The sequence below is a fragment of the Bacillus spizizenii TU-B-10 genome, assembly GCF_000227465.1.
Taxonomy (GTDB): Bacteria; Bacillota; Bacilli; order Bacillales; family Bacillaceae; genus Bacillus; species Bacillus spizizenii.
The window spans coordinates 1,789,373-1,815,324 of the sequence record NC_016047.1; the positions used below are offsets into that span (position 1 = coordinate 1,789,373).

General features: G+C 41.3%; 30 protein-coding genes. All 30 read left to right on the forward strand.

Translation table 11 applies throughout. The features are described from left to right. Positions 1-23: 23 nt before the first annotated feature. Positions 24-1,331 carry an FADH(2)-oxidizing methylenetetrahydrofolate--tRNA-(uracil(54)-C(5))-methyltransferase TrmFO gene (trmFO, locus tag GYO_RS31020; RefSeq protein WP_014113783.1) on the forward strand — a complete coding sequence of 436 codons (1,308 nt, stop codon included), beginning with the start codon at positions 24-26 and terminating at the stop codon, positions 1,329-1,331. A 67-nt stretch (positions 1,332-1,398) separates the two neighbouring features. Beyond that, positions 1,399-2,313: a tyrosine recombinase XerC gene (gene xerC, locus GYO_RS31025; RefSeq protein WP_014113784.1), complete on the forward strand. Its 915-nt coding sequence runs from the start codon at positions 1,399-1,401 to the stop codon at positions 2,311-2,313. A 12-nt stretch (positions 2,314-2,325) separates the two neighbouring features. Next, the gene (gene clpQ, locus GYO_RS31030; RefSeq protein WP_003238555.1) at positions 2,326-2,871 is read left to right on the forward strand and encodes an ATP-dependent protease subunit ClpQ; all 546 of its coding nucleotides are present in this window, start codon (positions 2,326-2,328) and stop codon (positions 2,869-2,871) included. A 16-nt stretch (positions 2,872-2,887) separates the two neighbouring features. Further along, on the forward strand, positions 2,888-4,291 hold the full coding sequence (hslU, locus tag GYO_RS31035) for an ATP-dependent protease ATPase subunit HslU (RefSeq protein WP_014113785.1): 1,404 nt from the start codon (positions 2,888-2,890) through the stop codon (positions 4,289-4,291). A 39-nt stretch (positions 4,292-4,330) separates the two neighbouring features. Further along, the gene (gene codY / locus GYO_RS31040; RefSeq protein ID WP_003220850.1) at positions 4,331-5,110 is read left to right on the forward strand and encodes a GTP-sensing pleiotropic transcriptional regulator CodY; all 780 of its coding nucleotides are present in this window, start codon (positions 4,331-4,333) and stop codon (positions 5,108-5,110) included. A gap of 381 nt (positions 5,111-5,491) precedes the next feature. Beyond that, a complete protein-coding gene (gene flgB, locus GYO_RS31045) occupies positions 5,492-5,881 on the forward strand; it encodes a flagellar basal body rod protein FlgB (protein WP_014113786.1) in 390 nt (129 codons plus the stop codon). After that, positions 5,881-6,333: a flagellar basal body rod protein FlgC gene (flgC, locus tag GYO_RS31050; RefSeq protein WP_014113787.1), complete on the forward strand. Its 453-nt coding sequence runs from the start codon at positions 5,881-5,883 to the stop codon at positions 6,331-6,333. Before flgB ends, flgC begins: the two co-directional genes overlap by 1 nt. A gap of 11 nt (positions 6,334-6,344) precedes the next feature. Beyond that, entirely contained in the window at positions 6,345-6,665 is a 321-nt protein-coding gene (gene fliE / locus GYO_RS31055; protein ID WP_003238544.1) for a flagellar hook-basal body complex protein FliE, read from the forward strand. A 45-nt stretch (positions 6,666-6,710) separates the two neighbouring features. Then, positions 6,711-8,321, forward strand: coding sequence for a flagellar basal-body MS-ring/collar protein FliF (gene fliF / locus GYO_RS31060; RefSeq protein ID WP_080010075.1), 1,611 nt, complete (start codon positions 6,711-6,713; stop codon positions 8,319-8,321). A 12-nt stretch (positions 8,322-8,333) separates the two neighbouring features. Next, a complete protein-coding gene (fliG, locus tag GYO_RS31065) occupies positions 8,334-9,350 on the forward strand; it encodes a flagellar motor switch protein FliG (protein ID WP_003220860.1) in 1,017 nt (338 codons plus the stop codon). Then, a complete protein-coding gene (gene fliH / locus GYO_RS31070) occupies positions 9,343-10,095 on the forward strand; it encodes a flagellar assembly protein FliH (protein WP_014113789.1) in 753 nt (250 codons plus the stop codon). Before fliG ends, fliH begins: the two co-directional genes overlap by 8 nt. Next, positions 10,092-11,408, forward strand: a complete 1,317-nt coding sequence (gene fliI, locus GYO_RS31075; protein WP_041520951.1) for a flagellar protein export ATPase FliI — start codon at positions 10,092-10,094, stop codon at positions 11,406-11,408. Before fliH ends, fliI begins: the two co-directional genes overlap by 4 nt. Before the next feature lie 2 nt (positions 11,409-11,410). Further along, positions 11,411-11,854: a flagellar export protein FliJ gene (gene fliJ / locus GYO_RS31080; protein ID WP_003220866.1), complete on the forward strand. Its 444-nt coding sequence runs from the start codon at positions 11,411-11,413 to the stop codon at positions 11,852-11,854. 11 nt (positions 11,855-11,865) lie between these two features. Further along, positions 11,866-12,480, forward strand: coding sequence for a MotE family protein (locus GYO_RS31085; protein WP_014113791.1), 615 nt, complete (start codon positions 11,866-11,868; stop codon positions 12,478-12,480). Positions 12,481-12,492: 12 nt separating this feature from the next. Beyond that, complete coding sequence (locus tag GYO_RS31090) at positions 12,493-13,956, forward strand: flagellar hook-length control protein FliK (RefSeq protein ID WP_014113792.1); 1,464 nt, start codon at positions 12,493-12,495, stop codon at positions 13,954-13,956. Continuing rightward, entirely contained in the window at positions 13,953-14,375 is a 423-nt protein-coding gene (gene flgD, locus GYO_RS31095) for a flagellar hook assembly protein FlgD (protein ID WP_014113793.1), read from the forward strand. The genes GYO_RS31090 and flgD overlap by 4 nt, the downstream gene beginning before the upstream one ends. 21 nt (positions 14,376-14,396) lie before the next feature. Next, the gene (gene flgG, locus GYO_RS31100; protein ID WP_014113794.1) at positions 14,397-15,191 is read left to right on the forward strand and encodes a flagellar basal body rod protein FlgG; all 795 of its coding nucleotides are present in this window, start codon (positions 14,397-14,399) and stop codon (positions 15,189-15,191) included. 39 nt (positions 15,192-15,230) lie between these two features. After that, on the forward strand, positions 15,231-15,446 hold the full coding sequence (swrD, locus tag GYO_RS31105) for a swarming motility protein SwrD (RefSeq protein WP_003220876.1): 216 nt from the start codon (positions 15,231-15,233) through the stop codon (positions 15,444-15,446). After that, positions 15,443-15,868 carry a flagellar basal body-associated protein FliL gene (gene fliL / locus GYO_RS31110; RefSeq protein ID WP_014113795.1) on the forward strand — a complete coding sequence of 142 codons (426 nt, stop codon included), beginning with the start codon at positions 15,443-15,445 and terminating at the stop codon, positions 15,866-15,868. Before swrD ends, fliL begins: the two co-directional genes overlap by 4 nt. Before the next feature lie 33 nt (positions 15,869-15,901). Next, on the forward strand, positions 15,902-16,900 hold the full coding sequence (gene fliM, locus GYO_RS31115) for a flagellar motor switch protein FliM (protein WP_003220879.1): 999 nt from the start codon (positions 15,902-15,904) through the stop codon (positions 16,898-16,900). Continuing rightward, positions 16,890-18,026: a flagellar motor switch phosphatase FliY gene (gene fliY / locus GYO_RS31120; RefSeq protein WP_014113796.1), complete on the forward strand. Its 1,137-nt coding sequence runs from the start codon at positions 16,890-16,892 to the stop codon at positions 18,024-18,026. The genes fliM and fliY overlap by 11 nt, the downstream gene beginning before the upstream one ends. Positions 18,027-18,051: 25 nt before the next feature. Next, positions 18,052-18,414 (forward strand): chemotaxis protein CheY, encoded by a 363-nt coding sequence (cheY, locus tag GYO_RS31125; protein ID WP_003220882.1) that lies wholly within the window; start codon positions 18,052-18,054, stop codon positions 18,412-18,414. A 14-nt stretch (positions 18,415-18,428) separates the two neighbouring features. Further along, entirely contained in the window at positions 18,429-19,088 is a 660-nt protein-coding gene (gene fliZ / locus GYO_RS31130) for a flagella biosynthesis regulatory protein FliZ (protein ID WP_014113797.1), read from the forward strand. Then, positions 19,081-19,746, forward strand: coding sequence for a flagellar type III secretion system pore protein FliP (gene fliP / locus GYO_RS31135; RefSeq protein ID WP_003220886.1), 666 nt, complete (start codon positions 19,081-19,083; stop codon positions 19,744-19,746). Before fliZ ends, fliP begins: the two co-directional genes overlap by 8 nt. Before the next feature lie 14 nt (positions 19,747-19,760). Then, positions 19,761-20,030 carry a flagellar biosynthesis protein FliQ gene (gene fliQ, locus GYO_RS31140; RefSeq protein WP_014113798.1) on the forward strand — a complete coding sequence of 90 codons (270 nt, stop codon included), beginning with the start codon at positions 19,761-19,763 and terminating at the stop codon, positions 20,028-20,030. 7 nt (positions 20,031-20,037) lie between these two features. After that, complete coding sequence (fliR, locus tag GYO_RS31145; RefSeq protein WP_014113799.1) at positions 20,038-20,817, forward strand: flagellar biosynthetic protein FliR; 780 nt, start codon at positions 20,038-20,040, stop codon at positions 20,815-20,817. After that, positions 20,817-21,899, forward strand: coding sequence for a flagellar biosynthesis protein FlhB (flhB, locus tag GYO_RS31150; RefSeq protein ID WP_014113800.1), 1,083 nt, complete (start codon positions 20,817-20,819; stop codon positions 21,897-21,899). Before fliR ends, flhB begins: the two co-directional genes overlap by 1 nt. 32 nt (positions 21,900-21,931) lie before the next feature. Then, the gene (gene flhA, locus GYO_RS31155) at positions 21,932-23,965 is read left to right on the forward strand and encodes a flagellar biosynthesis protein FlhA (protein WP_014113801.1); all 2,034 of its coding nucleotides are present in this window, start codon (positions 21,932-21,934) and stop codon (positions 23,963-23,965) included. Continuing rightward, complete coding sequence (locus GYO_RS31160) at positions 23,965-25,065, forward strand: flagellar biosynthesis protein FlhF (protein WP_014113802.1); 1,101 nt, start codon at positions 23,965-23,967, stop codon at positions 25,063-25,065. Before flhA ends, GYO_RS31160 begins: the two co-directional genes overlap by 1 nt. Then, a complete protein-coding gene (flhG, locus tag GYO_RS31165; RefSeq protein ID WP_080010076.1) occupies positions 25,056-25,952 on the forward strand; it encodes a flagellum location/number ATPase FlhG in 897 nt (298 codons plus the stop codon). Before GYO_RS31160 ends, flhG begins: the two co-directional genes overlap by 10 nt.

Genomic DNA, 25,952 nt, shown 5'->3' on the forward strand with positions numbered 1-25,952 from the left:
TAATAAACTAGGAGATGTGAAAGATGAACCAACAAACAGTGAATGTAATCGGAGCCGGACTCGCAGGAAGTGAAGCGGCGTGGCAGCTTGCCAAACGGGGGATTCAAGTCAGATTATATGAAATGCGCCCTGTTAAACAAACGCCTGCGCACCATACAGATAAATTTGCCGAGCTTGTGTGCAGCAACTCTCTGCGTTCCAATACGCTTGCTAACGCTGTCGGTGTATTAAAGGAAGAAATGCGGGCGCTTGATTCAGCCATCATCGCGGCTGCTGACGAATGTTCGGTGCCTGCTGGCGGCGCTCTCGCAGTGGACCGTCATGAATTTGCCGCAAGCGTGACAAATCGGGTGAAAAATCATCCAAACGTAACCGTTATTAATGAAGAAGTGACTGGAATTCCTGAAGGTCCTACCATTATCGCAACGGGTCCGTTAACATCTGAATCACTGTCTGCCCAACTGAAGGAGCTAACTGGCGAGGACTATCTGTATTTTTATGACGCAGCGGCGCCAATTGTAGAAAAAGACAGCCTTGATATGGATAAAGTGTACTTGAAATCTCGTTATGATAAAGGTGAAGCGGCATATTTGAACTGCCCGATGACAGAAGAAGAGTTTGACCGTTTTCATGAAGCATTAACATCAGCAGAAACAGTTCCATTAAAAGAGTTTGAAAAAGAAATTTTCTTTGAAGGCTGCATGCCGATTGAGGTCATGGCAAAACGGGGAAAGAAAACAATGCTTTTCGGACCGATGAAACCTGTTGGATTAGAGCATCCTGTTACAGGAAAACGTCCACATGCTGTCGTTCAGCTCAGACAGGATGATGCAGCGGGAACACTCTATAATATTGTAGGATTCCAGACTCATTTAAAATGGGGAGACCAAAAGGAAGTTCTCAAATTGATTCCAGGGCTTGAAAATGTAGAAATCGTCAGATACGGCGTGATGCACAGAAATACATTCATTAACTCTCCAAGCCTGTTAAAGCCGACATATCAATTTAAAAATCGCAGTGATTTGTTCTTTGCAGGCCAAATGACGGGAGTAGAAGGATATGTGGAATCCGCTGCCTCAGGACTGGTAGCAGGTATTAATGCGGCTAAACTTGTTTTAGGAGAAGAGCTTGTCACTTTCCCTCAGGAAACAACAATAGGCAGTATGGCTCACTATATTACAACAACAAACCAGAAGAACTTCCAGCCGATGAATGCAAACTTTGGGCTTTTAAAAGAATTGCCTGTTAAAATTAAAAATAAAAAAGAGCGTAATGAACAATACGCGAACCGTGCAATCGAGACAATTCAAACAATTTCGAAAACAATATAGGTATTGATTGCAACCTGAACGCGATTTGTGATACCATTTAAAAGCCCTTCCTGGGGAGGTATTAGGCATGGAGAATGTTAAGAATTTCGTAAAGTTATTCGTTGAATATTTACAAATTGAAAAAAATTATTCACAATATACTATTGTGAATTATGTGGATTCAATTGAAGAATTCGAGACTTTCCTGCGCGTTCAAGGTATAAATGGATTTGAAAAAGCTGCATATCAAGATACTAGGATTTTTTTGACAGAAGCCTATGAAAAAGGTTTATCGAGAAGAACAATAAGCAAAAAGATATCTGCATTAAGAAGCTTTTATAAGTTTCTGATGCGGGAAAAACTTGTTGAAGAAAATCCGTTTCAGCTTGTTCATCTGCCGAAACAAGAGAAACGAATACCAAAGTTTCTATATCAAAAAGAGCTTGAGGAGCTGTTTGAAGTTTCAGATATAAGCCAGCCGACCGGAATGAGGGATCAAGCGCTGTTAGAGCTTCTCTATGCCACCGGAATGAGGGTCAGTGAATGCTGTTCCATAACTGTTAACGACGTTGACTTATTTATGGACACTGTGCTTGTTCACGGTAAAGGCAAGAAGCAGCGCTATATCCCCTTTGGGTCTTACGCCCGCGAAGCGTTGAAGGTTTATATGAATAGCGGAAGACAGTGCTTGCTGATGAAAGCAAAAGAACCTCATGATCTATTATTCGTAAATCAAAGAGGCGGACCGCTTACAGCCCGAGGCATCAGGCATATTTTAAGCGGGCTTGTTCAAAAAGCGTCCGGCACTTTACATATCCATCCGCATATGCTTCGACATACGTTCGCCACTCATCTGTTAAACGAAGGGGCAGATTTGAGAAGCGTTCAGGAACTGCTCGGGCATTCCAATCTGTCTTCGACACAGATATACACGCACGTTTCGAAGGAAATGTTGAGAAACACATATATGTCTCACCATCCAAGAGCTTTTAAGAAAAATTAAAGGAGGCCCTTTATGTCATCTTTTCATGCGACCACAATATTTGCCGTACAGCATAAGGGACGAAGCGCTATGTCCGGAGACGGCCAAGTGACATTTGGTCAGGCTGTTGTCATGAAACACACTGCAAGAAAAGTGAGGAAACTGTTTAACGGTAAGGTTCTTGCCGGGTTTGCAGGATCTGTTGCAGACGCTTTCACATTATTCGAAAAGTTTGAAGCTAAGCTTGAAGAATATAACGGCAACTTAAAACGGGCAGCTGTTGAGCTTGCGAAGGAATGGCGTAGCGATAAAGTGCTTAGAAAGCTTGAAGCCATGCTGATTGTTATGAATCAGGATACTTTGCTTCTCGTATCGGGAACAGGCGAGGTGATCGAACCAGATGACGGCATTCTCGCGATTGGATCAGGAGGCAATTACGCTCTGGCAGCCGGAAGAGCTTTGAAAAAGCATGCCGGTGAAAGCATGTCTGCAAGTGAGATTGCTAGAGCCGCGTTAGAAACAGCAGGCGAAATTTGTGTTTACACGAACGATCAAATCATACTGGAAGAGCTTGAATAGAAAGGACTTGAGGCGCATGGAAAAACAACCGTTAACACCAAGACAGATTGTAGATCGGTTAGACCAATATATTGTCGGTCAGCAAAACGCGAAAAAAGCTGTCGCCGTGGCATTAAGAAACCGCTATAGAAGAAGTCTTCTGGATGAAAAGCTGAAGGACGAGGTCGTTCCGAAAAACATTTTAATGATGGGGCCTACCGGCGTTGGGAAAACTGAAATTGCAAGACGAATCGCCAAGCTTTCAGGTGCGCCATTTATCAAAATTGAAGCAACAAAATTTACTGAAGTCGGCTATGTAGGCAGAGATGTTGAATCAATGGTCAGAGACCTTGTGGAAACTTCTGTTCGGCTTATAAAAGAAGAGAAAATGAATGAAGTAAAGGAGCAGGCAGAAGAAAATGCAAACAAACGCATTGTTCGTCTGTTGGTTCCTGGGAAGAAAAAACAATCAGGCGTTAAAAATCCGTTTGAAATGTTTTTTGGCGGCAGCCAGCCGAATGGTGAAGATGAGGCGGAGAGCCAGGAAGAAGCAAACATTGAAGAAAAAAGAAAACGCATGGCGCATCAGCTGGCTTTAGGAGAGCTCGAAGACTACTATGTAACAGTAGAAGTCGAAGAGCAGCAGCCTTCTATGTTTGACATGCTGCAGGGCTCGGGTATGGAGCAGATGGGCATGAATATGCAAGATGCGCTGAGCGGATTAATGCCAAAGAAAAAGAAACGGCGCAAAATGACAGTCAGAGAAGCCAGAAAAGTCCTGACGAATGAAGAAGCAAGCAAACTCATCGATATGGATGAAGTCAGCCAGGAAGCTGTTCAGAGAGCAGAAGAGAGCGGAATTATCTTTATCGACGAGATTGATAAAATTGCAAAAAACGGCGGCGCGTCATCTTCTGCCGATGTATCTAGAGAAGGCGTTCAGCGGGACATCCTCCCAATCGTTGAGGGTTCAACCGTTGTCACTAAATATGGTTCGGTAAAAACAGACCATGTGTTATTTATTGCAGCAGGAGCGTTTCATATGGCCAAACCGTCAGATTTGATTCCTGAACTGCAGGGGCGTTTCCCGATTCGTGTAGAACTGAGCAAACTCACGGTAGACGACTTCGTGAGAATTTTGATTGAGCCTGATAATGCACTGCTGAAACAATATCAGGCATTATTGCAGACAGAAGGTATATCTCTTGAATTTTCTGACGAAGCTATTCATAAGATTGCTGAAGTTGCTTATCATGTGAACCAGGACACAGATAATATCGGTGCGAGACGCCTTCATACAATACTTGAACGCTTATTAGAAGATCTGTCGTTTGAAGCTCCTGATGTAACAATGGAGAAAATAACGATTACACCACAGTATGTCGAAGAAAAGCTCGGAACGATAGCAAAAAACAAAGATTTAAGTCAATTTATTTTGTGAAAAATTTAATAAGAGGAACGTTTAGGAGGATTATTTATCATGGCTTTATTACAAAAAACACGAATTATTAACTCCATGCTGCAAGCTGCGGCAGGGAAACCGGTAAACTTCAAGGAAATGGCGGAGACGCTGCGGGATGTAATTGATTCCAATATTTTCGTTGTAAGCCGCAGAGGTAAGCTCCTTGGATATTCTATTAACCAGCAAATTGAAAATGATCGCATGAAAAAAATGCTTGAGGATCGTCAATTCCCTGAAGAATATACGAAAAATCTGTTTAATGTCCCTGAAACATCTTCTAACTTGGACATTAATAGTGAATATACTGCTTTTCCTGTTGAAAACAGAGACCTGTTCCAAGCTGGTTTAACAACAATTGTACCGATCATCGGAGGCGGAGAAAGATTAGGAACACTCATTCTTTCACGTTTACAGGATCAATTTAATGACGATGACTTAATTCTCGCTGAATACGGCGCTACAGTTGTCGGTATGGAGATCCTGAGAGAAAAAGCAGAAGAAATCGAAGAGGAAGCAAGAAGCAAAGCTGTCGTTCAAATGGCTATCAGTTCTCTTTCTTACAGCGAGCTTGAAGCAATTGAGCACATTTTTGAAGAGCTTGACGGAAACGAAGGTCTTCTCGTTGCAAGTAAAATCGCTGACCGCGTCGGCATTACCCGTTCTGTTATTGTGAACGCACTCAGAAAGCTGGAAAGCGCGGGTGTTATCGAGTCAAGATCATTAGGAATGAAAGGTACTTATATCAAAGTCCTAAACAATAAATTCCTAATCGAATTAGAAAATCTAAAATCTCATTAATCACGCAAAGAACCCCCTCTTAAGGGGTTCTTTTTTTATTTCAAATAAAGGAAATCAATAAGCTTTATTTCCTGGGTTGAAAGTCTTTCTTTGTAATAATTTTAATAAATCTTATAAATTTCTTCAAAAAGACTCAAAAATGACGAAAAGAATATAGAAAAAACAGAAATTCTGCTATTTTCAGGCTTATATAAAGGCGGAAAATGTAGTTCTAACAATCTAGGACTATATACCTAGTTGTAAAATAGATAATTGTGAGGACATTTTTTTACACGATCTTCATAGACTTTATGCCTGTTATTTCTTACAATAAGCATATAGTTTTACAATTCTCGACAAGGATATTGAGGGTGAAAAAAACTGAAATGGAGGTAAGTGGATTTGAGCTTATTTTCTGGAACGATACAAAATCTTGAAAATGCCTTGGGCAGAGCGAATATTAAGCAAAAAGTCATAACTAATAATATTGCCAATATAGATACACCGAACTATAAGGCAAAAAAAGTCTCTTTCCAAAATTTATTAGATCAAGAATCCTCTCGTCTTGAAGCGATAAAAACAGACTATCGTCATATTGATTTTTCTGGTACTGATTCGAATTATTCAATTGTAACGAGCGGAGATACATCGTATCAGCAAAACGGAAACAATGTTGACGTTGACAAAGAGATGACAGAATTGGCACAAAATCAAATCAACTATCAAGCTTTAGTTGAAAGAATGAACGGTAAATTTAATTCGCTGAAGACCGTATTAACAGGAGGAAAATGATGACAGCTTTTCATAGCTTAAATGTTTCAGCATCTGCTTTAACAGCTCAGCGAGTCAGAATGGACGTTGTATCGTCTAACTTGGCAAATATGGATACGACAAGAGCTAAGCAGGTGAACGGTGAGTGGGTGCCTTACAGAAGAAAAATGGTTTCCCTCCAGTCAAAAGGTGAATCGTTCTCTTCTATTCTCAATTCTCAAATGAGCGGAAGCGGCAATGCTGGAAACGGTGTAAAGGTTTCTAAAATTACGGAAGATGATTCAGAATTTAATCTTGTCTATGATCCGACAGACCCTGATGCAAACGCTGAAGGATATGTACAAAAGCCTAATGTTGATCCGTTGAAAGAAATGGTTGACCTTGTCAGCAGCACAAGATCATATGAGGCGAATGTCACAGCGATGAATGCCACAAAGGGAATGCTGATGAAGGCGTTAGAAATCGGAAAGTAAGGTGAATGAAAGTGATTAATGCAATTTCTCCTTTTCAGGTTCAAAATACTCAAAACACTCAAAATGCAACAAATCAAGTAAACAATAGCCAAAAAACAGATTCTTCAAATCAAACAAGCTTTTCGGAGCTTTTAAAAAACTCTATTAGTTCGTTAAATGAGTCCCAAGTAGCTTCTGACAACATGACTAATGCCTTGGCTGCAGGAAAAGATGTAAATCTTGATGAGGTCATGATCGCCGCTCAAAAAGCAAGCATCTCTCTAACTGCAGCAACAGAGTTCCGCAATAAAGCTGTGGAAGCTTATCAGGAGATTATGAGAATGCAAATGTAGGGGGTCTGACGATTAAGAGAAAGAGTGGAATGACCGGGGGTTAACATGAATCGTACTCTAATGCAAATGAAAAACAAAACGAGTGAGTTTTGGAAAAATAGATCTAAATTACAAAAGGTTTTAATGATTAGTGCTTTAGCGGCAATTATTATTATTGGAATTATTATTAGTGTTTTTGCTTCAAGTTCTAAAATGGCGCCGCTATACAAGGATCTGTCTGCCGAAGAAGCAGGGCAAATCAAAGAAGAACTGGATGCGAAAAAAGTGCCAAACGAACTTTCGAATGGCGGTACAGTGATTAGTGTTCCAGAGGATCAGGTTGATTCTTTGAAAGTGCAGCTGGCTGCAGAAGGACTTCCCAAAACTGGATCAATTGACTATTCATTTTTTGGGCAGAATGCCGGCTTTGGTTTGACAGACAATGAGTTTGATATGGTGAAAGTGAAAGCCACACAGACAGAACTGTCAAATTTGATCAATGAAATGGACGGTATCAAAAATTCAAAAGTAATGATTAACCTCCCGAAAGACGCTGTGTTTGTCGGTGAGGAGCAATCTGCAGCATCCGCATCAATCGTTCTGCAGATTCAGCCGGGCTATACACTTGAGCAAAGCCAGATCAACGGATTGTATCATCTGGTATCGAAAAGTGTGCCGAACTTAAAAGAAGATAACATCGTGATCATGGACCAAAATTCTACATACTACGACAAATCAGACAGCGATGCAGGGTCCTACGCGGATAGTTATTCTTCTCAGCAAGGAATTAAGTCCCAAGTTGAAAAAGACATTCAAAAACATGTTCAGTCACTGCTTGGAACAATGATGGGCCAAGATAAAGTCGTTGTCTCTGTTACAGCAGACATTGATTTCACAAAAGAAAATCGCACAGAAGACATTGTCGAACCTGTTGATAAAGAAAACATGGAAGGCATTGCAGTTAGCGCTGAAAAGGTATCTGAAACATACCAGGGTGACGGTGCAGCCAATGGCGGAACTGCCGGAACCGGCGACGAAGATGTAACAAATTATAAAGCTGACGGTGAAAATGCCGAAAGCGGGAACTACGAAAAAAGCAGCAATAAAATCAATTACGAGGTTAACCGAATCCATAAAGAAATCGCTGAAAGCCCTTATAAGGTCAGAGATTTAGGGATTCAAGTAATGGTTGAGCCGCCTGATGCCAAAAATACAGCGTCGCTATCAACTGAAAGACAGGATGATATACAAAAAATCCTCTCAACTGTAGTCAGAACATCATTAGATAAGGATGCAACAACAAACCAGAATCTTTCTGATGAAGATATTAATAATAAAATTGTGGTCTCCGTTCAGCCATTTGACGGGAAAGTCAACTTGGATACAAATACGGAAAAATCTTCAGGTATCCCGCTGTGGGCATATATCGTAGGCGGTGTTTTAATCGCAGCGATCATTGTTCTGATCATTATGCTTGTCAGAAAGAAACGGGCGCAAGAGGATGAATTTGAGGAATATGAGTATGAGGTTCCTCAAGAACCAATCAATTTGCCTGATATCAATGAAGAGGAAAATGAAACAGCGGAAACAGTCAGACGAAAACAGCTTGAAAAGATGGCGAAAGACAAGCCGGAAGATTTTGCAAAACTGCTGAGAAGCTGGCTGGCCGAGGATTAGGAGGAATTAGAAATGGCGAGACGTGATCAAGATAAGCTTACAGGAAAACAAAAAGCAGCCATTCTCATGATTTCCTTGGGGTTAGATGTGTCAGCTTCTGTATATAAGCACTTAACCGATGAAGAAATTGAAAGGCTTACCCTGGAAATATCAGGTGTTCGAAGTGTCGATCATCAAAAAAAGGATGAAATAATAGAAGAATTTCATAATATAGCCATTGCGCAAGATTATATTTCTCAAGGCGGCCTAAGCTATGCGAGACAAGTTCTTGAAAAGGCGCTTGGTGAGAATAAGGCGGAAAACATTCTAAACAGGCTGACTTCTTCTTTACAAGTTAAACCATTTGATTTTGCCAGAAAAGCGGAGCCCGAACAAATTTTGAATTTTATACAGCAAGAGCATCCGCAGACGATGGCTTTAATCTTGTCTTATTTAGATCCTGTGCAAGCTGGGCAAATTTTATCCGAGCTGAATCCTGAAGTACAGGCTGAGGTTGCGAGAAGAATCGCGGTCATGGACAGAACGTCTCCTGAAATTATTAATGAGGTAGAACGGATTCTGGAACAAAAATTATCTTCTGCATTTACTCAGGATTATACACAAACAGGCGGAATTGAAGCTGTTGTTGAAGTGTTAAACGGGGTAGACAGAGGAACAGAGAAGACGATCTTGGATTCATTGGAAATTCAGGATCCTGATCTTGCTGAAGAAATTAAAAAGCGGATGTTTGTCTTCGAAGATATTGTTACACTTGATAACCGCGCAATTCAGAGAGTCATTCGCGATGTTGAGAACGACGATCTGCTCCTTTCATTAAAGGTTGCAAGCGAAGAAGTCAAAGAAATTGTATTCAACAATATGTCACAGCGTATGGTTGAAACCTTTAAAGAAGAAATGGAATTTATGGGCCCTGTACGTTTGAAAGATGTAGAAGAAGCTCAATCAAGAATTGTAAGCATCGTCAGAAAGCTTGAAGAAGCCGGAGAAATTGTGATAGCAAGAGGCGGAGGGGACGATATTATTGTCTAATATCATTAAACAAGAATCATCTTTTTCTCCACAAAAGGAAAGAAGAAAACTCTCTGTACAAGAGGTGCGTATCGATCATTCTCATCTTTTGCAGGCTGAAGAGAACCCAGAAGCGCTTATGGCTCGAGTGAAAGAGGAAGCTGACCGGATTTCTGAGCAGGCAAACAGCCATATAGAAAATATTCGCCGTCAAATTGAGCAGGAAAAAAATGATTGGTCGGCTGAAAAACAGAAGCTTATTGAGGAAGCAAAAGCCGAGGGCTTTGAACAAGGTGTGGTATTAGGAAAAGCTGAGGCGCTTCAACAGTATGGCGAGCTGATCGACCAAGCAAACAGCATAACTGAAATGTCCAGAAAAGCTGTTGAGAATAAGCTTGAAGACGCTAATGAAGAAATCGTTGAGCTTGCCGTTGCACTAGCTAAAAAAGTTTGGCAGCAAAAATCTGATGATAAAGAGGCTTTTCTCCTGCTAGTGAAACAGGTCATAAACGAAGTAAAGGAATATGACGATATCTCAATATATGTGGATCCATATTACTATGAGACAGTCTTTCAGCAAAAGGATGAAATTCAGCAGCTGCTTTATAAAGAATGCCGGCTTGGCATATATGCTGATGAAAAAGCTCAAAAAGGATCTTGTTATATTGAAACACCTTTTGGCAGGGTAGATGCGAGTGTTGACACACAATTGATGCAATTGAAAGATAAACTTCTGACAGCGCTGGAAGCGGGTGCAGCTGAATGAAGACACAGAGTCTGATAGATTGCATAGAAATGACGGACTCGTATAAACGGTACGGAAAAGTCAAGCGGGTGATCGGCCTGATGATTGAATCAAAAGGGCCTGCAAGCTCAATTGGCGACGTGTGCCTGATTTATGCAAAAGGGCAATCTGGGAACGTCATAAAAGCTGAGGTTGTCGGCTTCCAGGAAGAAAATATTTTGCTTATGCCTTATTTAGAGGCTGCAAGCATTGCACCCGGCAGCATTGTAGAAGCCACCGGTGAATCTCTTCGGGTTAAAGTCGGAGCCGGGCTGATCGGACAAGTCATCGATGCTTTTGGAGAGCCGCTTGACGGCAAGCTTTTGCCGAAAGGGCTTTCGCCTGTATCGACGGAGCAATCACCGCCCAATCCGATGAAACGGCCGCCTATCCGTGAAAAGATGGGTGTCGGAGTCAGATCAATTGACAGCTTGCTGACAGTCGGTAAAGGCCAGCGGATTGGCATTTTTGCAGGAAGCGGTGTCGGAAAAAGCACACTAATGGGGATGATCGCCAAGCAGACAGAGGCTGACTTAAACGTCATTGCACTTGTTGGGGAACGCGGGCGAGAGGTTAGGGAGTTTATTGAAAAAGATCTTGGGGATGAGGGTCTGAAACGATCGATTGTAGTCGTTGCCACCTCAGATCAGCCAGCACTAATGAGATTGAAAGCGGCATATACAGCAACGGCAATTGCTGAGTATTTCCGCGATAAAGGCCAAAATGTCATGTTTATGATGGATTCTGTTACAAGGGTGGCAATGGCGCAGCGTGAGATTGGACTGGCCGCCGGAGAGCCTCCGACGACAAAAGGCTATACACCTTCTGTGTTCGCTATTTTACCTCGTTTATTAGAACGAACGGGTGCAAATGAGCACGGAACCATTACCGCGTTTTATACAGTATTGGTAGACGGGGATGACATGAATGAGCCGATTGCTGACACTGTTCGCGGAATTTTAGACGGACATATTGTATTGGACAGGGCGCTTGCCAATAAAGGCCAGTTTCCTGCAGTTAATATACTAAAAAGCATCAGCAGGGTGATGTCAAACATATCGACAAGGCAACACCTAGATGCAGCAAATAAATTCCGTGAACTTTTATCGACATATCAAAATTCGGAAGATCTCATTAATATCGGAGCTTACAAAAGAGGATCCTCAAGAGAAATTGATGAAGCGATACAATTTTATCCGCAACTTATTCAATTTTTAAAACAGGGAACAGACGAATCAGCATTATTAGAAGAAAGTATTGCTGCATTAACTAGTTTGACAGGAAATGAGGAATAAACGTGGCTTATCAATTTAGATTCCAGAAGCTGCTGGAACTAAAAGAAAATGAGAAAGATCAATCCTTATCCGAATATCAGCAATCCGTTTCTGAATTTGAAAACGTTGCTGAAAAGTTATATGAGAATATGAGCAAAAAGGAATTGCTTGAACAAGATAAGGAAAAGAAATTGAAAAGCGGCATGAGTGTACAAGAAATGAGGCATTACCAGCAATTTGTCTCAAATCTTGAAAATACGATTTATCACTACCAAAAGCTAGTTATTATGAAAAGAAATCAAATGAATCAAAAACAAGAAATTTTGACAGAGAAAAATATTGAAGTGAAAAAGTTTGAAAAAATGCGTGAAAAACAGTTTAAAATGTTTGCTATTGAAGACAAAGCTGCAGAGATGAAAGAAATGGATGATATTTCGATTAAGCAGTTTATGATTCAAGGCCATTAGGAGCGAATGTAATGTCCGGCAAAAAGAAAGAATCAGGTAAGTTCCGTTCGGTTTTGCTTATCATTATCCTTCCGCTGATGTTTCTTCTAATCGCAGGGGGGATTGTTCTTTGGGCTGCTGGTGTCAATGTTTTAAAGCCGATACAGGAAGCGGCGGCAAAAACGCCGGTTCTAAAAGAATTGGTTCCTGAAACCGAAAATAAAAAAGACACAGCATCAAGTAAGGATAGCAGTAATACGGCAGCTCTGGAAAAGACCATTAAGGATCAAAAAAGTGAAATCAGTATATTGAATAAAGATTTAGAAACGAGTAAATCTGAAATCGACAGACTCAATCAAAAGATCCGTTCACTTGAAAAGACGGCGGAGGATCAAAAAAAGTCATCAAAAGATAATACTGAAAATGCATCAGGCTCGAATTCTTCTTCTGAAAATGACAAAGTGATCAGTGTATATAAAAGCATGGACAGCGGAAAGGCCGCTAAAATTATTGCCCAATTAAAGGAGCAAGAAGCGCTGAAAATATTGAATGGCCTAAGCAAAAAGCAGCTTGCTGACATATTGGCGAAGATGACTCCTGAGCAAGCAGCAACTTATACAGAAAAAATTGCTGCCAGCCAAGAATAGGGGGAATTAAAGGTGAAGCTGCTTGAATTGGCAGGACCTTTGCTGCAAACCACAGCGGGTACTGCGGCTAAAACCATGAAAAGCAACCAGGGAGTTTTTCAAAACTGGCTTATGTCTGAGACCGGATTGAGTGAACTCTCAGAACAAGGAAAGGGAGCTCCTGATTTCAGTGATCAGCTTTTAGCAGATGCGCTTAAAAAAATCAGTGATTGGCTAAATGCAAGTCCTGAAGATCAAGACAAACAAAAAGCGGAACTTCTGCAAACATTAAGCAAACTAACAGGGAAGCAGTTGGATGAAACCGCTCAGCAAATGCTGCAGCATCTGTTGCAAGCAGTTGAATCAAAAATGTCCGGCGGGATGGATCAATTACTCGCTGAAGCGGAAAAAATCATTTCAGAAGGTAAAACGGCTCTTGCTGCCAATGATTCTGCTGCAGACATTAATGGAGAACTGAAGTTTGATACAGAGCAACCAAATCAGGAGAATGAAGTATCTGAGGATGATAAAGAACTTGTCCTTATCCAGATGTTCATTAGTCAGCTGCTAGAAGGGAATAAGCTGTCTGACCGTGGGAATAGCAATGAAGCTCATGTCATTTATCAGAATAGAGATCAATTTCTTTCTGCATTAGAAAAAAAGGGCGTATCTCAGCAGCTGATTCAGGATCTTAAACAGCAAATATTCACTAAAGATGAGTCAAGTTCAAAACTTTATTCGATGACAGCGTCAGAGCTGAAAAGTTTTCAAAGCTTAATGGAACAAATGTCTATGCTTCCTCAAAAAGGGACTAAAGAATGGAATTTAGCTGAAAGTCAGCTGAAAGCTTTCTTGTTATCGAAATCATCCGAATCATCGCAAGACTTTGGAAAGCGTGTCCTCGCACCGCTCTCGCAACACTCATCCAGCAAAAGTGCATCCGATGTTTCTGGAAGTATTCAGCCTGTAGATAGTAAATCAGGACTCCAAATGCTGTTTTCAGGATACCGGGGCACTGGAGGAGTTCAAACACTTGATCTGCACCAGCTCTCATCTGATTTACCGGCTGCCGAAACAAAAACGGTGGCTGATCAAGTGATCAATGCGTGGAAGCAAATGAAATATACGCCATTCGGCAGATCGACGGGAAGTTTCACCATTCGGCTGAACCCTGAACATTTAGGATTTGTCACAATCAAGCTGACAAATGAAAATGGGATGTTTCAGAGTAAAATCATTGCATCGAGCCAATCAGCAAAAGAACTGCTTGAACAGCATCTTCCTCAGCTGAAGCAATCATTGCCGAATATGGCCGTCCAAATTGACCGTTTTACTCTCCCTGTCCAAAGCGGGGATCAGCCGATATACGGCCAGCTTGCTGATGAACAGAAACAGCAGCAAGAGGGGCAGAGACAGCAAAAACAGAAAAAGCAATCAAATGATTTCGGCGATCTCCTCGATGAAGTGTCGACGGTTGAAATGGAGGAAGAAGAATGACTTCTATAAGTTCAGAATATAAACTGCCTGAAAAAACAAGCACTGTGAAGACTAGCAATAGCAGCTTGGGGAAAGATGAGTTCTTAAAAATATTAATGACCCAAGTCCAAAACCAAGATCCGCTCAACCCGGTTGATGACAAAGAATTTATCAGTCAGATGGCGACTTTTTCAAGCCTGGAGCAAATGATGAACATGAATAAGACCATGACTCAATTCGTTGAAAATCAAGATCCGTTTACTTCGTATGTTGATTGGCTGGGAAAAGAAGTATCTTGGACTGATGGTCAAAGTACTACAGATAAAACTGGCACAGTTAGCTCTGTTAAGCATTCTAAAGGAAACTATTATCTCATTCTGGATGATGGGACCGAGATTAATCCGTGGAATGTAATGTCTGTAGCACAGTCTTCTAAATAAAAAAATCTGGGGGAATTTATTATGTTACGTTCACTTTATTCTGGAATTAGCGGTATGAAAAACTTTCAAACAAAGCTTGACGTTATCGGCAACAACATTGCCAACGTGAATACAGTAGGATTCAAAAAGAGCCGTGTTACCTTTAAAGATATGGTAAGCCAAACGATTGCCGGCGGTTCTGCGGCTGGTGCAACTATCGGCGGTACGAACTCTAAGCAGATCGGTTTAGGTTCATCTTCTGGCACAATTGATACAATTCATTCAACAAGCGCAACACAAAGTACAGGAAGAACACTTGATTTAGCGATTGACGGCGATGGGTACTTTAGAATTGATACAGGCGACGGAACAGCTTATACAAGAGCAGGAAACTTCTATTTAGATAATACCGGAACACTGGTTACAGGTGATGGCTACCATGTATTAAATATGAATGGTGGAACAATTCAAATACCTACAGATGCACAAAGTTTTAGTATTGGTTCTGATGGAAAGGTGTCAATTGTTGATGCAGGCGGTCAAACGCAAGACGGAGGACAAATCGGGATTGTCACTTTTGCAAACAGTGACGGTTTGGATAAAATCGGAAGCAACTTATACCGTGAGTCTTTAAACTCTGGGACTGCCAGTGCAGCCAACCAGCCTGGTGATGGAGGTACAGGTTCACTTAAATCAGGATTTCTCGAAATGTCTAACGTTGATTTAACTGACGAATTTACTGAAATGATCGTTGCCCAGCGCGGATTCCAATCAAACTCAAAAATTATTACAACATCTGATGAAATCCTTCAAGAACTGGTTAACCTTAAACGTTAAGGAGGGAGGGGAGGCGAGTAATCGCTTCTCCGCTGTTTTATGATTAAAGTAACCCGTTTGAATGGGCAGCCCTTTACACTGAATGCGCTATTTATTGAACAGATTGAATGCTTTCCGGATACTACAATCACTCTGTCAAATGGTAAGAAGTTTGTAGTAAAAGAAGATGAAGAAGCTGTTCTGGAAAAGATCGCATCTTTCTACCGAAAAATACAAATATTTTCAATGGATCAAGGAATAGAGGAACCGGAATGAAGAAAAAATTAATTGTCATTTTACTAATTATTCTTATCGTAATTGGTGCTCTCGGGGCGGCGGCTTATTTTGTTTTAGGCGGAAAGTCCGAAGAAAAAAGTGAAGCGAAAAAAAGTATTGATGAAATCGTTGCATCTTCTGTTGATGTAGAAGAGATCACAACAAATTTAAAGTCTGATAACATTATCCGGCTTGCTATTAAACTTGAAACTGACTCTGATAAATCAAAAGAAGAACTTGAAAAACGTGATTTTCAAGTGAAGGATGCTGTGATATCACTGCTGGCTGATACGAATGCTAATGAGATTGAGGGAGACAAGGGAAAAGAAGCCTTTAAGAAGGAACTAAAAGATAAATTAAATAGCTACCTCCAAGAAGGAAAAGTAGAAAAAGTGTATATTACCTCCTTTAATCTGCAATAAACAATCATTTGACAGAATACGGAGGTGAGGAAAATGTCAGGAGAAGTTCTCTCCCAAAATGAAATAGATGCACTACTTTCTGCAATATCAACCGGTGAAATGGACGCTGAAGAGCTGAAAAAAGAAGAAAAAGAGAAGAAAGTGAAAGTTTATGATTTCAAACGTGCACTGCGGTTTTCAAAGGATCAGATCCGCAGTTTAACGAGAATTCATGACAATTTTGCAAGACTTCTTACTACTCACTTTTCTGCTCAGCTAAGGACCTATATTCACATATCTGTCAGCTCTGTTGACCAGGTCCCGTATGAGGAATTTATCAGATCCATCCCGAACATGACGATACTGAATCTATTTGATGTCCATCCGATGGAAGGCAGAATTATGATGGAGGTTAATCCGACAATTGCATATACGATGATGGATCGGGTAATGGGCGGAATTGGAATCAGTCATAATAAGGTTGACAGCTTGACAGAAATTGAAACAAAAATCATTTCTAATTTATTTGAAAATGCACTGGGAAATTATAAAGAAGCTTGGCAGTCAATTGCTGATATTGAACCGGAAATGACTGAGTTTGAAGTGAATCCGCAATTCGTTCAGATGGTATCACCTAATGAAACAGTCGTGGTAATCTCACTCAATACCCAAATCGGTGAAATCAGCGGTGTTATAAATCTTTGTATCCCGCATATCGTCCTCGAGCCGCTCATACCGAAGCTTTCAGTCCACTATTGGATGCAATCAGATAGAAATGAGCCAAAGCCTGAGGAAACAAAGTCGCTTGAAAAACGTATCATGACAGCACAAATACCTGTCGTGGCCGAGCTCGGCACATCTGAACTGACAATAGAAGAGTTTTTAAGTTTAGAAGTCGGAGACTGCATAACTTTGGACAAATCAGTCACGGATCCTCTTACTGTATTGGTCGGAGATAAGCCGAAATTTTTAGGACAAGCCGGCCGGGTGAATCGAAAACAGGCAGTGCAAATTTTAGATCACGACATAAGAGGTGAACAAGATGGAGAATAATAGATTATCTCAAGATGAGATTGACGCGCTTCTTAACGGCACAGGCAGCACGCCGGATGAGCCAGAGGTTCCGGAAGTACATGACTTATCGGAAATGGAGCGTGATGCGATCGGTGAAATCGGAAATATTTCATTCGGCAGTTCTGCGACAGCACTATCAACGCTTTTAAATCAAAAGGTCGATATTACGACTCCAAGTGTAACTGTCATTCCTAAAAGTAAAATCAGCGATGCGTTTCCTGAACCGTATGTAGCGATTGAAGTGAATTATACGGAGGGCTTCAGCGGCAGCAACCTGCTGGTCGTGGAACAAAATGACGCGGCCATCATTGCTGACTTAATGATCGGGGGAGACGGAAAAGGCGCCGACCCTTCACTGGGTGAAATCCATTTAAGTGCGGTTCAAGAAGCGATGAACCAAATGATGGGGTCGGCAGCTACATCAATGTCTACTGTATTCAGTAAAAAAATTGATATTTCACCGCCTCGGGTTGAATTGCTCGATGTTACTGAAGAAAAGGGAACTGACCGTATTCCTGATGATGAAATGCTGGTGAAAGTTTCTTTTAACTTAAAGGTGGGGGAATTAATAGACTCCAGCATTATGCAGCTTTACCCGCTGACATTTGCGAAAGATTTAATTTCAAGCCTTATGAATACAGGAAATACAGAGGAAGAAACAACGTCGCAGCCTGATGTTACATATGAGCAGCCGAAAGAGCCTGTGACGCCAGAGCCGCGTATTGAACCACAGCAACAGCAGCAGCCGCCAAAAAGGCAGGGAACACCGAAAAAAGCAGCGCCGGTTCAGGTTTCGCCGGTTGAATTTTCCGCGTTTGATCCAAACGAGGCTTCGCAAGCCCCTATTAACAATCTGGATATGCTTTTGGATATCCCGCTTTCGATCACTGTTGAGCTTGGCAGAACGAAGAGAAGCGTAAAAGAAATTTTGGAGCTTTCTGCCGGAAGTATTATTGAGCTTGATAAATTAGCCGGTGAGCCGGTAGATATTTTAGTTAATCAGCGTATCGTTGCCAAAGGCGAGGTCGTTGTCATTGAAGAAAACTTCGGAGTAAGAGTCACTGACATTTTAAGCCAGGCAGAGCGCATTAATAATTTAAAATAACGAAACACAAGGAGAGAGATAGATTATGGCACACAGAATTTTAATTGTAGATGACGCAGCATTTATGCGAATGATGATTAAAGATATTTTGGTGAAAAACGGTTTTGAAGTAGTAGCGGAAGCTGAAAACGGAGCACAGGCAGTAGAAAAATATAAAGAGCATTCTCCTGACCTCGTTACTATGGATATCACGATGCCAGAAATGGACGGTATTTCAGCATTAAAAGAAATTAAACAAATTGATGCACAGGCAAGAATCATTATGTGTTCTGCTATGGGACAGCAATCAATGGTTATCGATGCTATTCAGGCAGGCGCTAAGGATTTTATCGTAAAACCTTTCCAGGCGGACCGTGTGCTTGAAGCAATCAACAAAACATTAAGTTAAAGGGTGTACGACTGTTGAAAAAGAGTCAATATTTCATTGCTTTTATTTGTTTTTTCGTTTTATTCAGTGTACATCCGATTGCTGCTGCCGCGGCAGACTCTGATAATTCAACTGTAAACGAATGGTTTCAAAAGAAAGATGAAAAAACTGCAGATAAGTCAGAGCAAAAGGAAGAAAAAACAACACAAACTGCTGATGAGACGGAGGGAGCGGCTGCTCCTTCTGTCTCAGCTTTTGACTTTGTGAAGATGATTTTCGCTTTATTGTTTGTTGTCGTGCTGATTTACGGGCTGGTTAAGCTCATGAACAAAAGAAATCGGCTCCTAAAGCCTTTTCAATATGTTGAAAATATTGGCGGCACATCGGTCGGCCAAAACAGATCCGTCCAATTGATCAAAGTCGGAAAAAGTGTGCTCGTCGTCGGTGTAGGAGAGACGATCCAGCTGCTGAAAGAAATTGAGGATGAAAAAGAGATTGAAGTCATTCTCAGCCAGCATGAAGAGGCAATGTCAAGCAAAATAGAGTGGCAAAAGTTTGTGAAGCCGCTGAAGGGTTCTGAACATCAGCCGCAGCAAAAACTGCCTTCATTTTCAAAAGCATTAAAAGAGCAGCTTGAAGAGTTAAAACAAAACCGTTCTGAAGGAAAGAAGAAAGGCCCACGTCATCATGAATGAGTTTATAAATATTTTCAGTTCAAGCGATCCGGAAAACGTAAGTTCAACTGTTAAATTACTATTATTGTTAACTGTATTTTCAGTGGCGCCGGGAATATTGATTCTTATGACTTGTTTTACTCGCATCGTCATTGTTCTGTCATTTGTCAGGACTTCACTGGCGACGCAATCTATGCCGCCAAACCAGGTTCTTATCGGACTTGCGCTGTTTTTAACGTTTTTTATTATGGCTCCTACTTTTTCAGAGATTAATAAAGAAGCGCTGACCCCATTGATGGACAACAAAATCAGCTTGGACGAAGCGTATTCGAAAGCTGAAGAACCGATTAAAGAATTTATGAGTAAACACACAAGGCAGAAGGACCTGGCGCTGTTTATGAATTACGCGAAAATGGATAAACCCGAATCATTAAAGGATATTCCGCTTACAACAATGGTTCCCGCTTTTGCCATATCGGAGCTTAAAACAGCGTTTCAAATAGGTTTTATGATTTTTATTCCATTTTTAATTATAGATATGGTAGTAGCGAGCGTCCTAATGTCAATGGGAATGATGATGCTCCCTCCAGTTATGATTTCTCTGCCCTTTAAAATATTACTTTTTGTTTTAGTAGACGGCTGGTATTTAATTGTGAAATCTTTGCTTCAGAGCTTTTAGGGTAGGTGCTAAACGTGAGTTCAGAATTTGTAATTTCTATGGCGGAAAAAGCCGTATACGTAACGCTGATGATCAGCGCGCCATTACTGGCTATTGCTTTACTGGTCGGTTTAATCGTAAGTATCTTTCAGGCGACAACTCAAATCCAGGAACAGACTTTGGCGTTTATTCCAAAAATCGTGGCGGTTCTCCTAGCCCTGATTTTTTTTGGTCCATGGATGCTATCAACCATTCTTTCATTTACAACAGAGCTGTTTTCTAATTTAAATCGTTTTGCAGGGTAATGTAGAGATGAATTCGATTATTGATTTATTTCCTGCTTTTTTATTGGTTTTTATTAGAATCTCTGCTTTTTTTGTAACGATTCCGCTTTTCGGACACCGGAATGTGCCAGCTGTTCATCGTATTGGATTTGCTTTTTTTCTCGCGGTCATTTGTTTCAGTACCATTGATAAACCTCCCTCTTTGGAGATAGATGGGCAATATATGCTCTTGACGTTTAAAGAAGCTTTGGTTGGCCTTTGTCTAGGCTTAATTGCTTATATGATGATTGCTGCAGTACAGATTGCCGGCTCGTTTATTGATTTTCAAATGGGATTTTCAATTGCGAACGTTATTGATCCCCAAACAGGTGCACAAAGTCCGTTAATCGGCCAGTTTATCTATACGATGGCACTTTTGTTTATGCTGAGTGTCAATGCCCACCATTTGCTGCTGGACGGTATTTACTATAGCTTTCATTATATTTCAGTTGATCAGGCATTTCCGAATTTCGGCGATGAAAAGTTTGCTTATTTGATCGCGAAAAGCTTTAATGCGATGTTTATTATCGCTTTTCAAATGTCAGTGCCGGTTGTGGCCAGTTTGTTTCTTGTTGACTTAGCATTAGGTATCGTGGCTCGAACTGTTCCGCAATTAAATGTATTTGTGGTCGGTCTGCCTTTAAAGATCGCTGTCAGTTTCATCATGCTCATTGTGTGTATGTCCGTTATGTTCGTCGTTGTGCAGAATGTCTTCAGTTTAACGATTGAAACGATGCGGAATCTTTTAGCATTGGTCGGTGTTTCTTAATGAAGCTTAGAATTGACCTGCAGTTTTTTGCGGGAGAGAAGACAGAGAAAGCTACTCCGAAAAAACGGAAGGATACGCGAAAAAAAGGACAGGTAGCCAAAAGTTCGGATGTCAATACCGCCATTTCTTTACTAGTAGTATTCCTTTCATTTATTGCGATTGGTCCGTATATGAGAGACAGACTGCTGTCATTTATAGAAACATTTTATACCGAGTCGCTCACAATGAAGCTCTCAGAATCAAATGTTCATACACTGTTTATCAGCTTATTAAAGGATATGGGCATGATACTTGCACCGATTTTGCTTGTCGCTCTTGTTGCAGGGGTCGTCAGCAACTATATGCAGGTTGGGTTCTTGTTTTCTGCTGAAGTGATACAGCCTAAGCTTGAAAAGCTGGACCCGATCAAAGGCTTTAAACGAATATACAGTATGAGGGCGATTGTAGAGCTAATTAAATCCATATTGAAAATCACTGTTGTCGGTTTTGCGGCTTTCGCTGTGCTTTGGCTGCATTATGGGGAAATTCTCCGGCTCCCGCTCCTGACACCCGAAGAGGCACTTTCTTTTGTTTCGAAACTCACCTTGTGGATGGGGCTGAGCGGTGCAGGGGCTTTGTTGATACTTGCTGGTCTCGACTATTTATATCAGAGATTTGACTATGAGAAAAATATCAAAATGTCAAAGCAGGATATAAAAGATGAGTACAAAAAATCTGAAGGAGACCCGATTATCAAGTCAAAAATTAAACAAAGACAGCGGGAAATGGCGATGAGGCGGATGATGCAAGAAGTTCCCAAAGCAGATGTCATTATCACAAACCCGACCCACTATGCGATTGCCCTGAAATATGATGATGAAAAAATGGATGCTCCTTATATTGTTGCAAAAGGTGTCGACCACCTAGCGTTAAAAATCAGGAAAATTGCTAAAGAGCATGATGTCATGATGGTAGAAAACAGACCGCTTGCCCGTGCGTTATATGATCAGGTAGAAATTGACCAGGCGGTGCCGGAAGAATTTTTTAAAGTCTTGGCAGAAATTCTGGCTTACGTATATAAAACAAAACAAAAAGTATATTGAATTTTTCGAGTTAAAAGGAGAGAAAAAACAGCATGTCAACAAGAGATTTATCCGTTTTAATAAGTGTTGTCCTCATTGTGGCGATGCTGGTGATTCCATTTCCTCCATGGCTGTTAAGTATTTTGATCATTATTAATATTTCTCTTGCGTTGATCGTGCTTCTTACCACAATGAATATGCAGGAAGCGCTTCAGTTTTCGATTTTCCCGTCACTGTTGCTGCTTTTAACCTTATTTCGTTTGGGCTTGAACGTCTCAACTACCCGTTCAATTCTTTCACATGGTGAAGGAGGAAAAGTCGTCGAGACTTTCGGAAATTTCGTTGTCGGCGGAAATGTATTAGTTGGACTCGTTGTATTTATCATCCTTATTATTATTCAGTTTATCGTCATTACGAAAGGTGCTGAACGTGTTTCCGAAGTTGCAGCAAGGTTTACGCTGGACGCAATGCCGGGGAAGCAGATGAGTATTGATGCTGACTTAAACGCAGGGATGATTACCGAACAGGAAGCGAAGCACCGCCGCGAAAAAGTGGCAAGAGAAGCAGACTTTTATGGAGCAATGGACGGTGCCAGTAAATTTGTAAAAGGCGACGCAATTGCCGGAATCATCATTGTGATGATCAATATTATTTTTGGTATCGTGATCGGAATGCTTCAGCAGGGAATGTCCATTCAAGAGGCCGCTTCACAATTTACGATGCTGACTGTCGGGGATGGAATTGTTTCGCAAATTCCGGCGCTGTTAATTTCTACAGCTACGGGTATTGTCGTGACAAGAGCTGCCTCTGAAGGAAACTTAGGGCATGACATTACAGGTCAGCTGTTTGCTTATCCAAAGCTTTTATACGTCGCAGCATCTACGATTCTGCTTCTTGGTATTTTCACTCCGATTGGCATTTTTCTGACGGGGCCGCTTGCAGGGCTGCTTGCTTTCGGCGCTTATATGCTATCTAAATCAGGTAAGGAAAAAGAAGAAGTGGATGAGATTCTCGAAGAAGAGGCTGAGGTTGACGACCTTAAAAGCCCTGAAAGCGTTGTTCAGCTTCTGCACATCGATCCGATAGAATTTGAGTTTGGATATGGTCTGATACCGCTTGCTGATGCCAATCAAGGCGGTGATTTATTAGACCGAATTGTCATGATTCGCCGTCAGTTGGCTCTGGAACTTGGGCTTGTCATTCCTGTCGTGCGAATCAGAGACAATATAGCGTTGCAGCCAAATGAATACCGATTGAAAATTAAAGGCAACGAAGTAGCAAAAGGCGAGCTGTTGCTTGATCATTATTTAGCGATGTCGCCTACACCTGAAGACGATCTCATCGAAGGGATTGAAACAGTGGAACCGTCATTCGGACTGCCGGCCAAATGGATTAGCGAATCGGTAAAAGATGAAGCTGACATGCTTGGTTATACAGTTGTCGATCCTGCTTCAGTCGTTTCGACTCATATTACGGAGAAAATTAAGCAGTATGCCCACGAATTAATCGGAAGACAGGAGACGAAACAGCTGATCGACCATTTGAAAGAAACGTATCCAGTCCTTGTTGAAGAGGTTACGCCAAATCCGTTGTCTGTCGGTGATATTCAAAAGGTGCTGGCCAAGCTTTTAAAAGAAAAAGTTTCAATCCGAAACTTAGTAACGATTTTTGAAACGCTTGCTGACTATGGAAAATTAACAACAGATTCTGATCTTTTGACAGAGTATACAAGACAGGCACTGGCAAAACAAATTACAGCCCAGTTTGCTAAAGAAAATGAAGTGTTGAAGGTTGTTACTTGTTCGGGTCGTGTAGAAAAGGCAATTGCAGATGGCGTACAGCAAACGGAACACGGGAATTATTTGTCGCTTGAACCAGATGTTTCAGAAAGTATTGTACGCTCTGTCGCTAAAGAAGCCGAACAGCTGTCATTACGTCAGGAAACTGCGATTCTTCTCTGCTCGCCGCCTGTCAGAATGTATGTGAAACAGCTTCTGGAACGATACTTCCCTGATCTTCCGGTACTTTCCTATAACGAACTTGAGGCGAATGTTGAGGTACAAAGCATTGGAGTGGTGGATATTTGATGAAAATAAAAAAATTTACTGCTGCTTCAATGCAAGAAGCGGCACTTCTCATCAGAAAAGAGTTAGGTAATGAAGCGGTCATATTAAATTCGAAAAAAATTAAAAAGCGAAAATGGTTTGGACTCATCAACAAGCCTGCTGTTGAAGTAATTGCCGTATTGGATCAGGACTTTCTTGAAAACAAAACGCCTCAGAAAGCAGCTGAGCCGAAACAAACATTAAAAACTCCGGTCAGCAGTCCGAAAATAGAGGAGAGGATATATCCCCCTCAAACTCCGGCGCAACATGAGCCCGGTGATTTTTCAGTGTATCAATCTGTACTTCCTGAGCCGCTGCAAAAAGCAGAAAAGCTTTTGCAAGAAACGGGGATTAAAGAGTCAACGAAGACGAGCGCTCTGAAAAAATTGCTTCGATGCTCTGTGGAAGCGGGCGGTCTGACGGAAGAAAACGTGGTTGGCAAACTTCAGGATATACTATGCGATACGCTGCCTTCAGGAGACAAGTGGCAGGAGCCTATTTACTCAAAGTATATCGTGCTGTTTGGTTCAACAGGGGCAGGAAAAACAACTACGCTGGCTAAGCTCGCAGCCATATCTATGCTTGAAAAACAGAAAAAAATCGCTTTTATTACAACAGATACGTATCGGATAGCAGCTGTTGAACAGTTGAAAACATACGCCGAACTGCTGCAAGCTCCTCTGGAAGTTTGTTATACAAAAGAAGAATTCCAGCAGGCGAAGGAGTTATTTTCTGAGTATGATCATGTGTTTATTGATACAGCCGGAAGAAACTTCAAGGAGCAGCAATATATTGATGAATTGAAAGAAACGATTCCTTTTGAGAGTAGCATTCAGTCATTTCTCGTTTTATCCGCGACTGCAAAATATGAAGATATGAAGCATATTGTCAAACGGTTTTCATCCGTCCCTGTCAATCAGTTTATTTTTACGAAAATAGATGAGACTACTTCCTTAGGTTCTGTATTTAATATACTGGCAGAATCAAAAATAGGTGCCGGGTTTATAACGAATGGCCAGAATGTGCCGGAGGATATACAGACTGTATCTCCACTTGATTTTGTAAGGATGCTGTGCAGATGAACAGATTTGACCAAGCAGCAACTTTACGGGCGAAAATGGAAAAGCGTCAGCGTGTTCTGCCAATGGTTTATTCACAAAAAGCGAAGACACTTGCTGTCATCAGCGGCAAGGGCGGTGTCGGCAAATCCAATATTACTTTAAACATGGCCCTTGCGCTGCAGGATAAAGGTAAGAAGGTACTGCTTATTGATCTTGATATTGGGATGGGGAACATTGATATATTAATGGGAAACTCATCTTCCGCCACGATTATCGATGTATTAACCGATCGCAAGCCTTTGATGCAGTCATTATCCACTGGGCCAAAGGGTTTGCGGTATATATCAGGGGGAACCGGTCTGGATGTAATGTTTCAGCTGGATCAGAGAAAATGGGCGTTTTTTGCTAATGAGCTTTCTCATGCGTTAAGCCAGTTCGACTATGTGCTGTTTGACATGGGAGCGGGCTTATCAAAAGATCAGCTGCCTTTTATTTTATCGGCAGAAGATATTTTGATCATAACAACTCCCGAACCGACGGCCATCATGGACGCATACAGCGCTGTCAAGCACTTGGTTTTGACAGAAAATAAACTTTCGATGAAGGTGGCTGTCAATCGGTGCCGTGATCAAAAGGAAGGGCTAGACGCCTTTACCCGCCTTTCCCGCACGATTCATATGTTTTTGGATGCTCAGGTTCATTTTGCCGGTTCCGTTTCTGACGATGCGATCGTGAGCAAAGCAGTTGTCGAACAGGTTCCTTTTTTCATAAAAAGTCCTCAGGCAAAAGCCAGCCGGTCAGTCCGTGTTTTAGCGGACGCCTTGTTTGAAAGAGAAGAAACAAGACACAAAGAAAACAAACAGACATTTATTGAGAAATTATCTTCTTTTTTAATGAGGAGGGCTTAA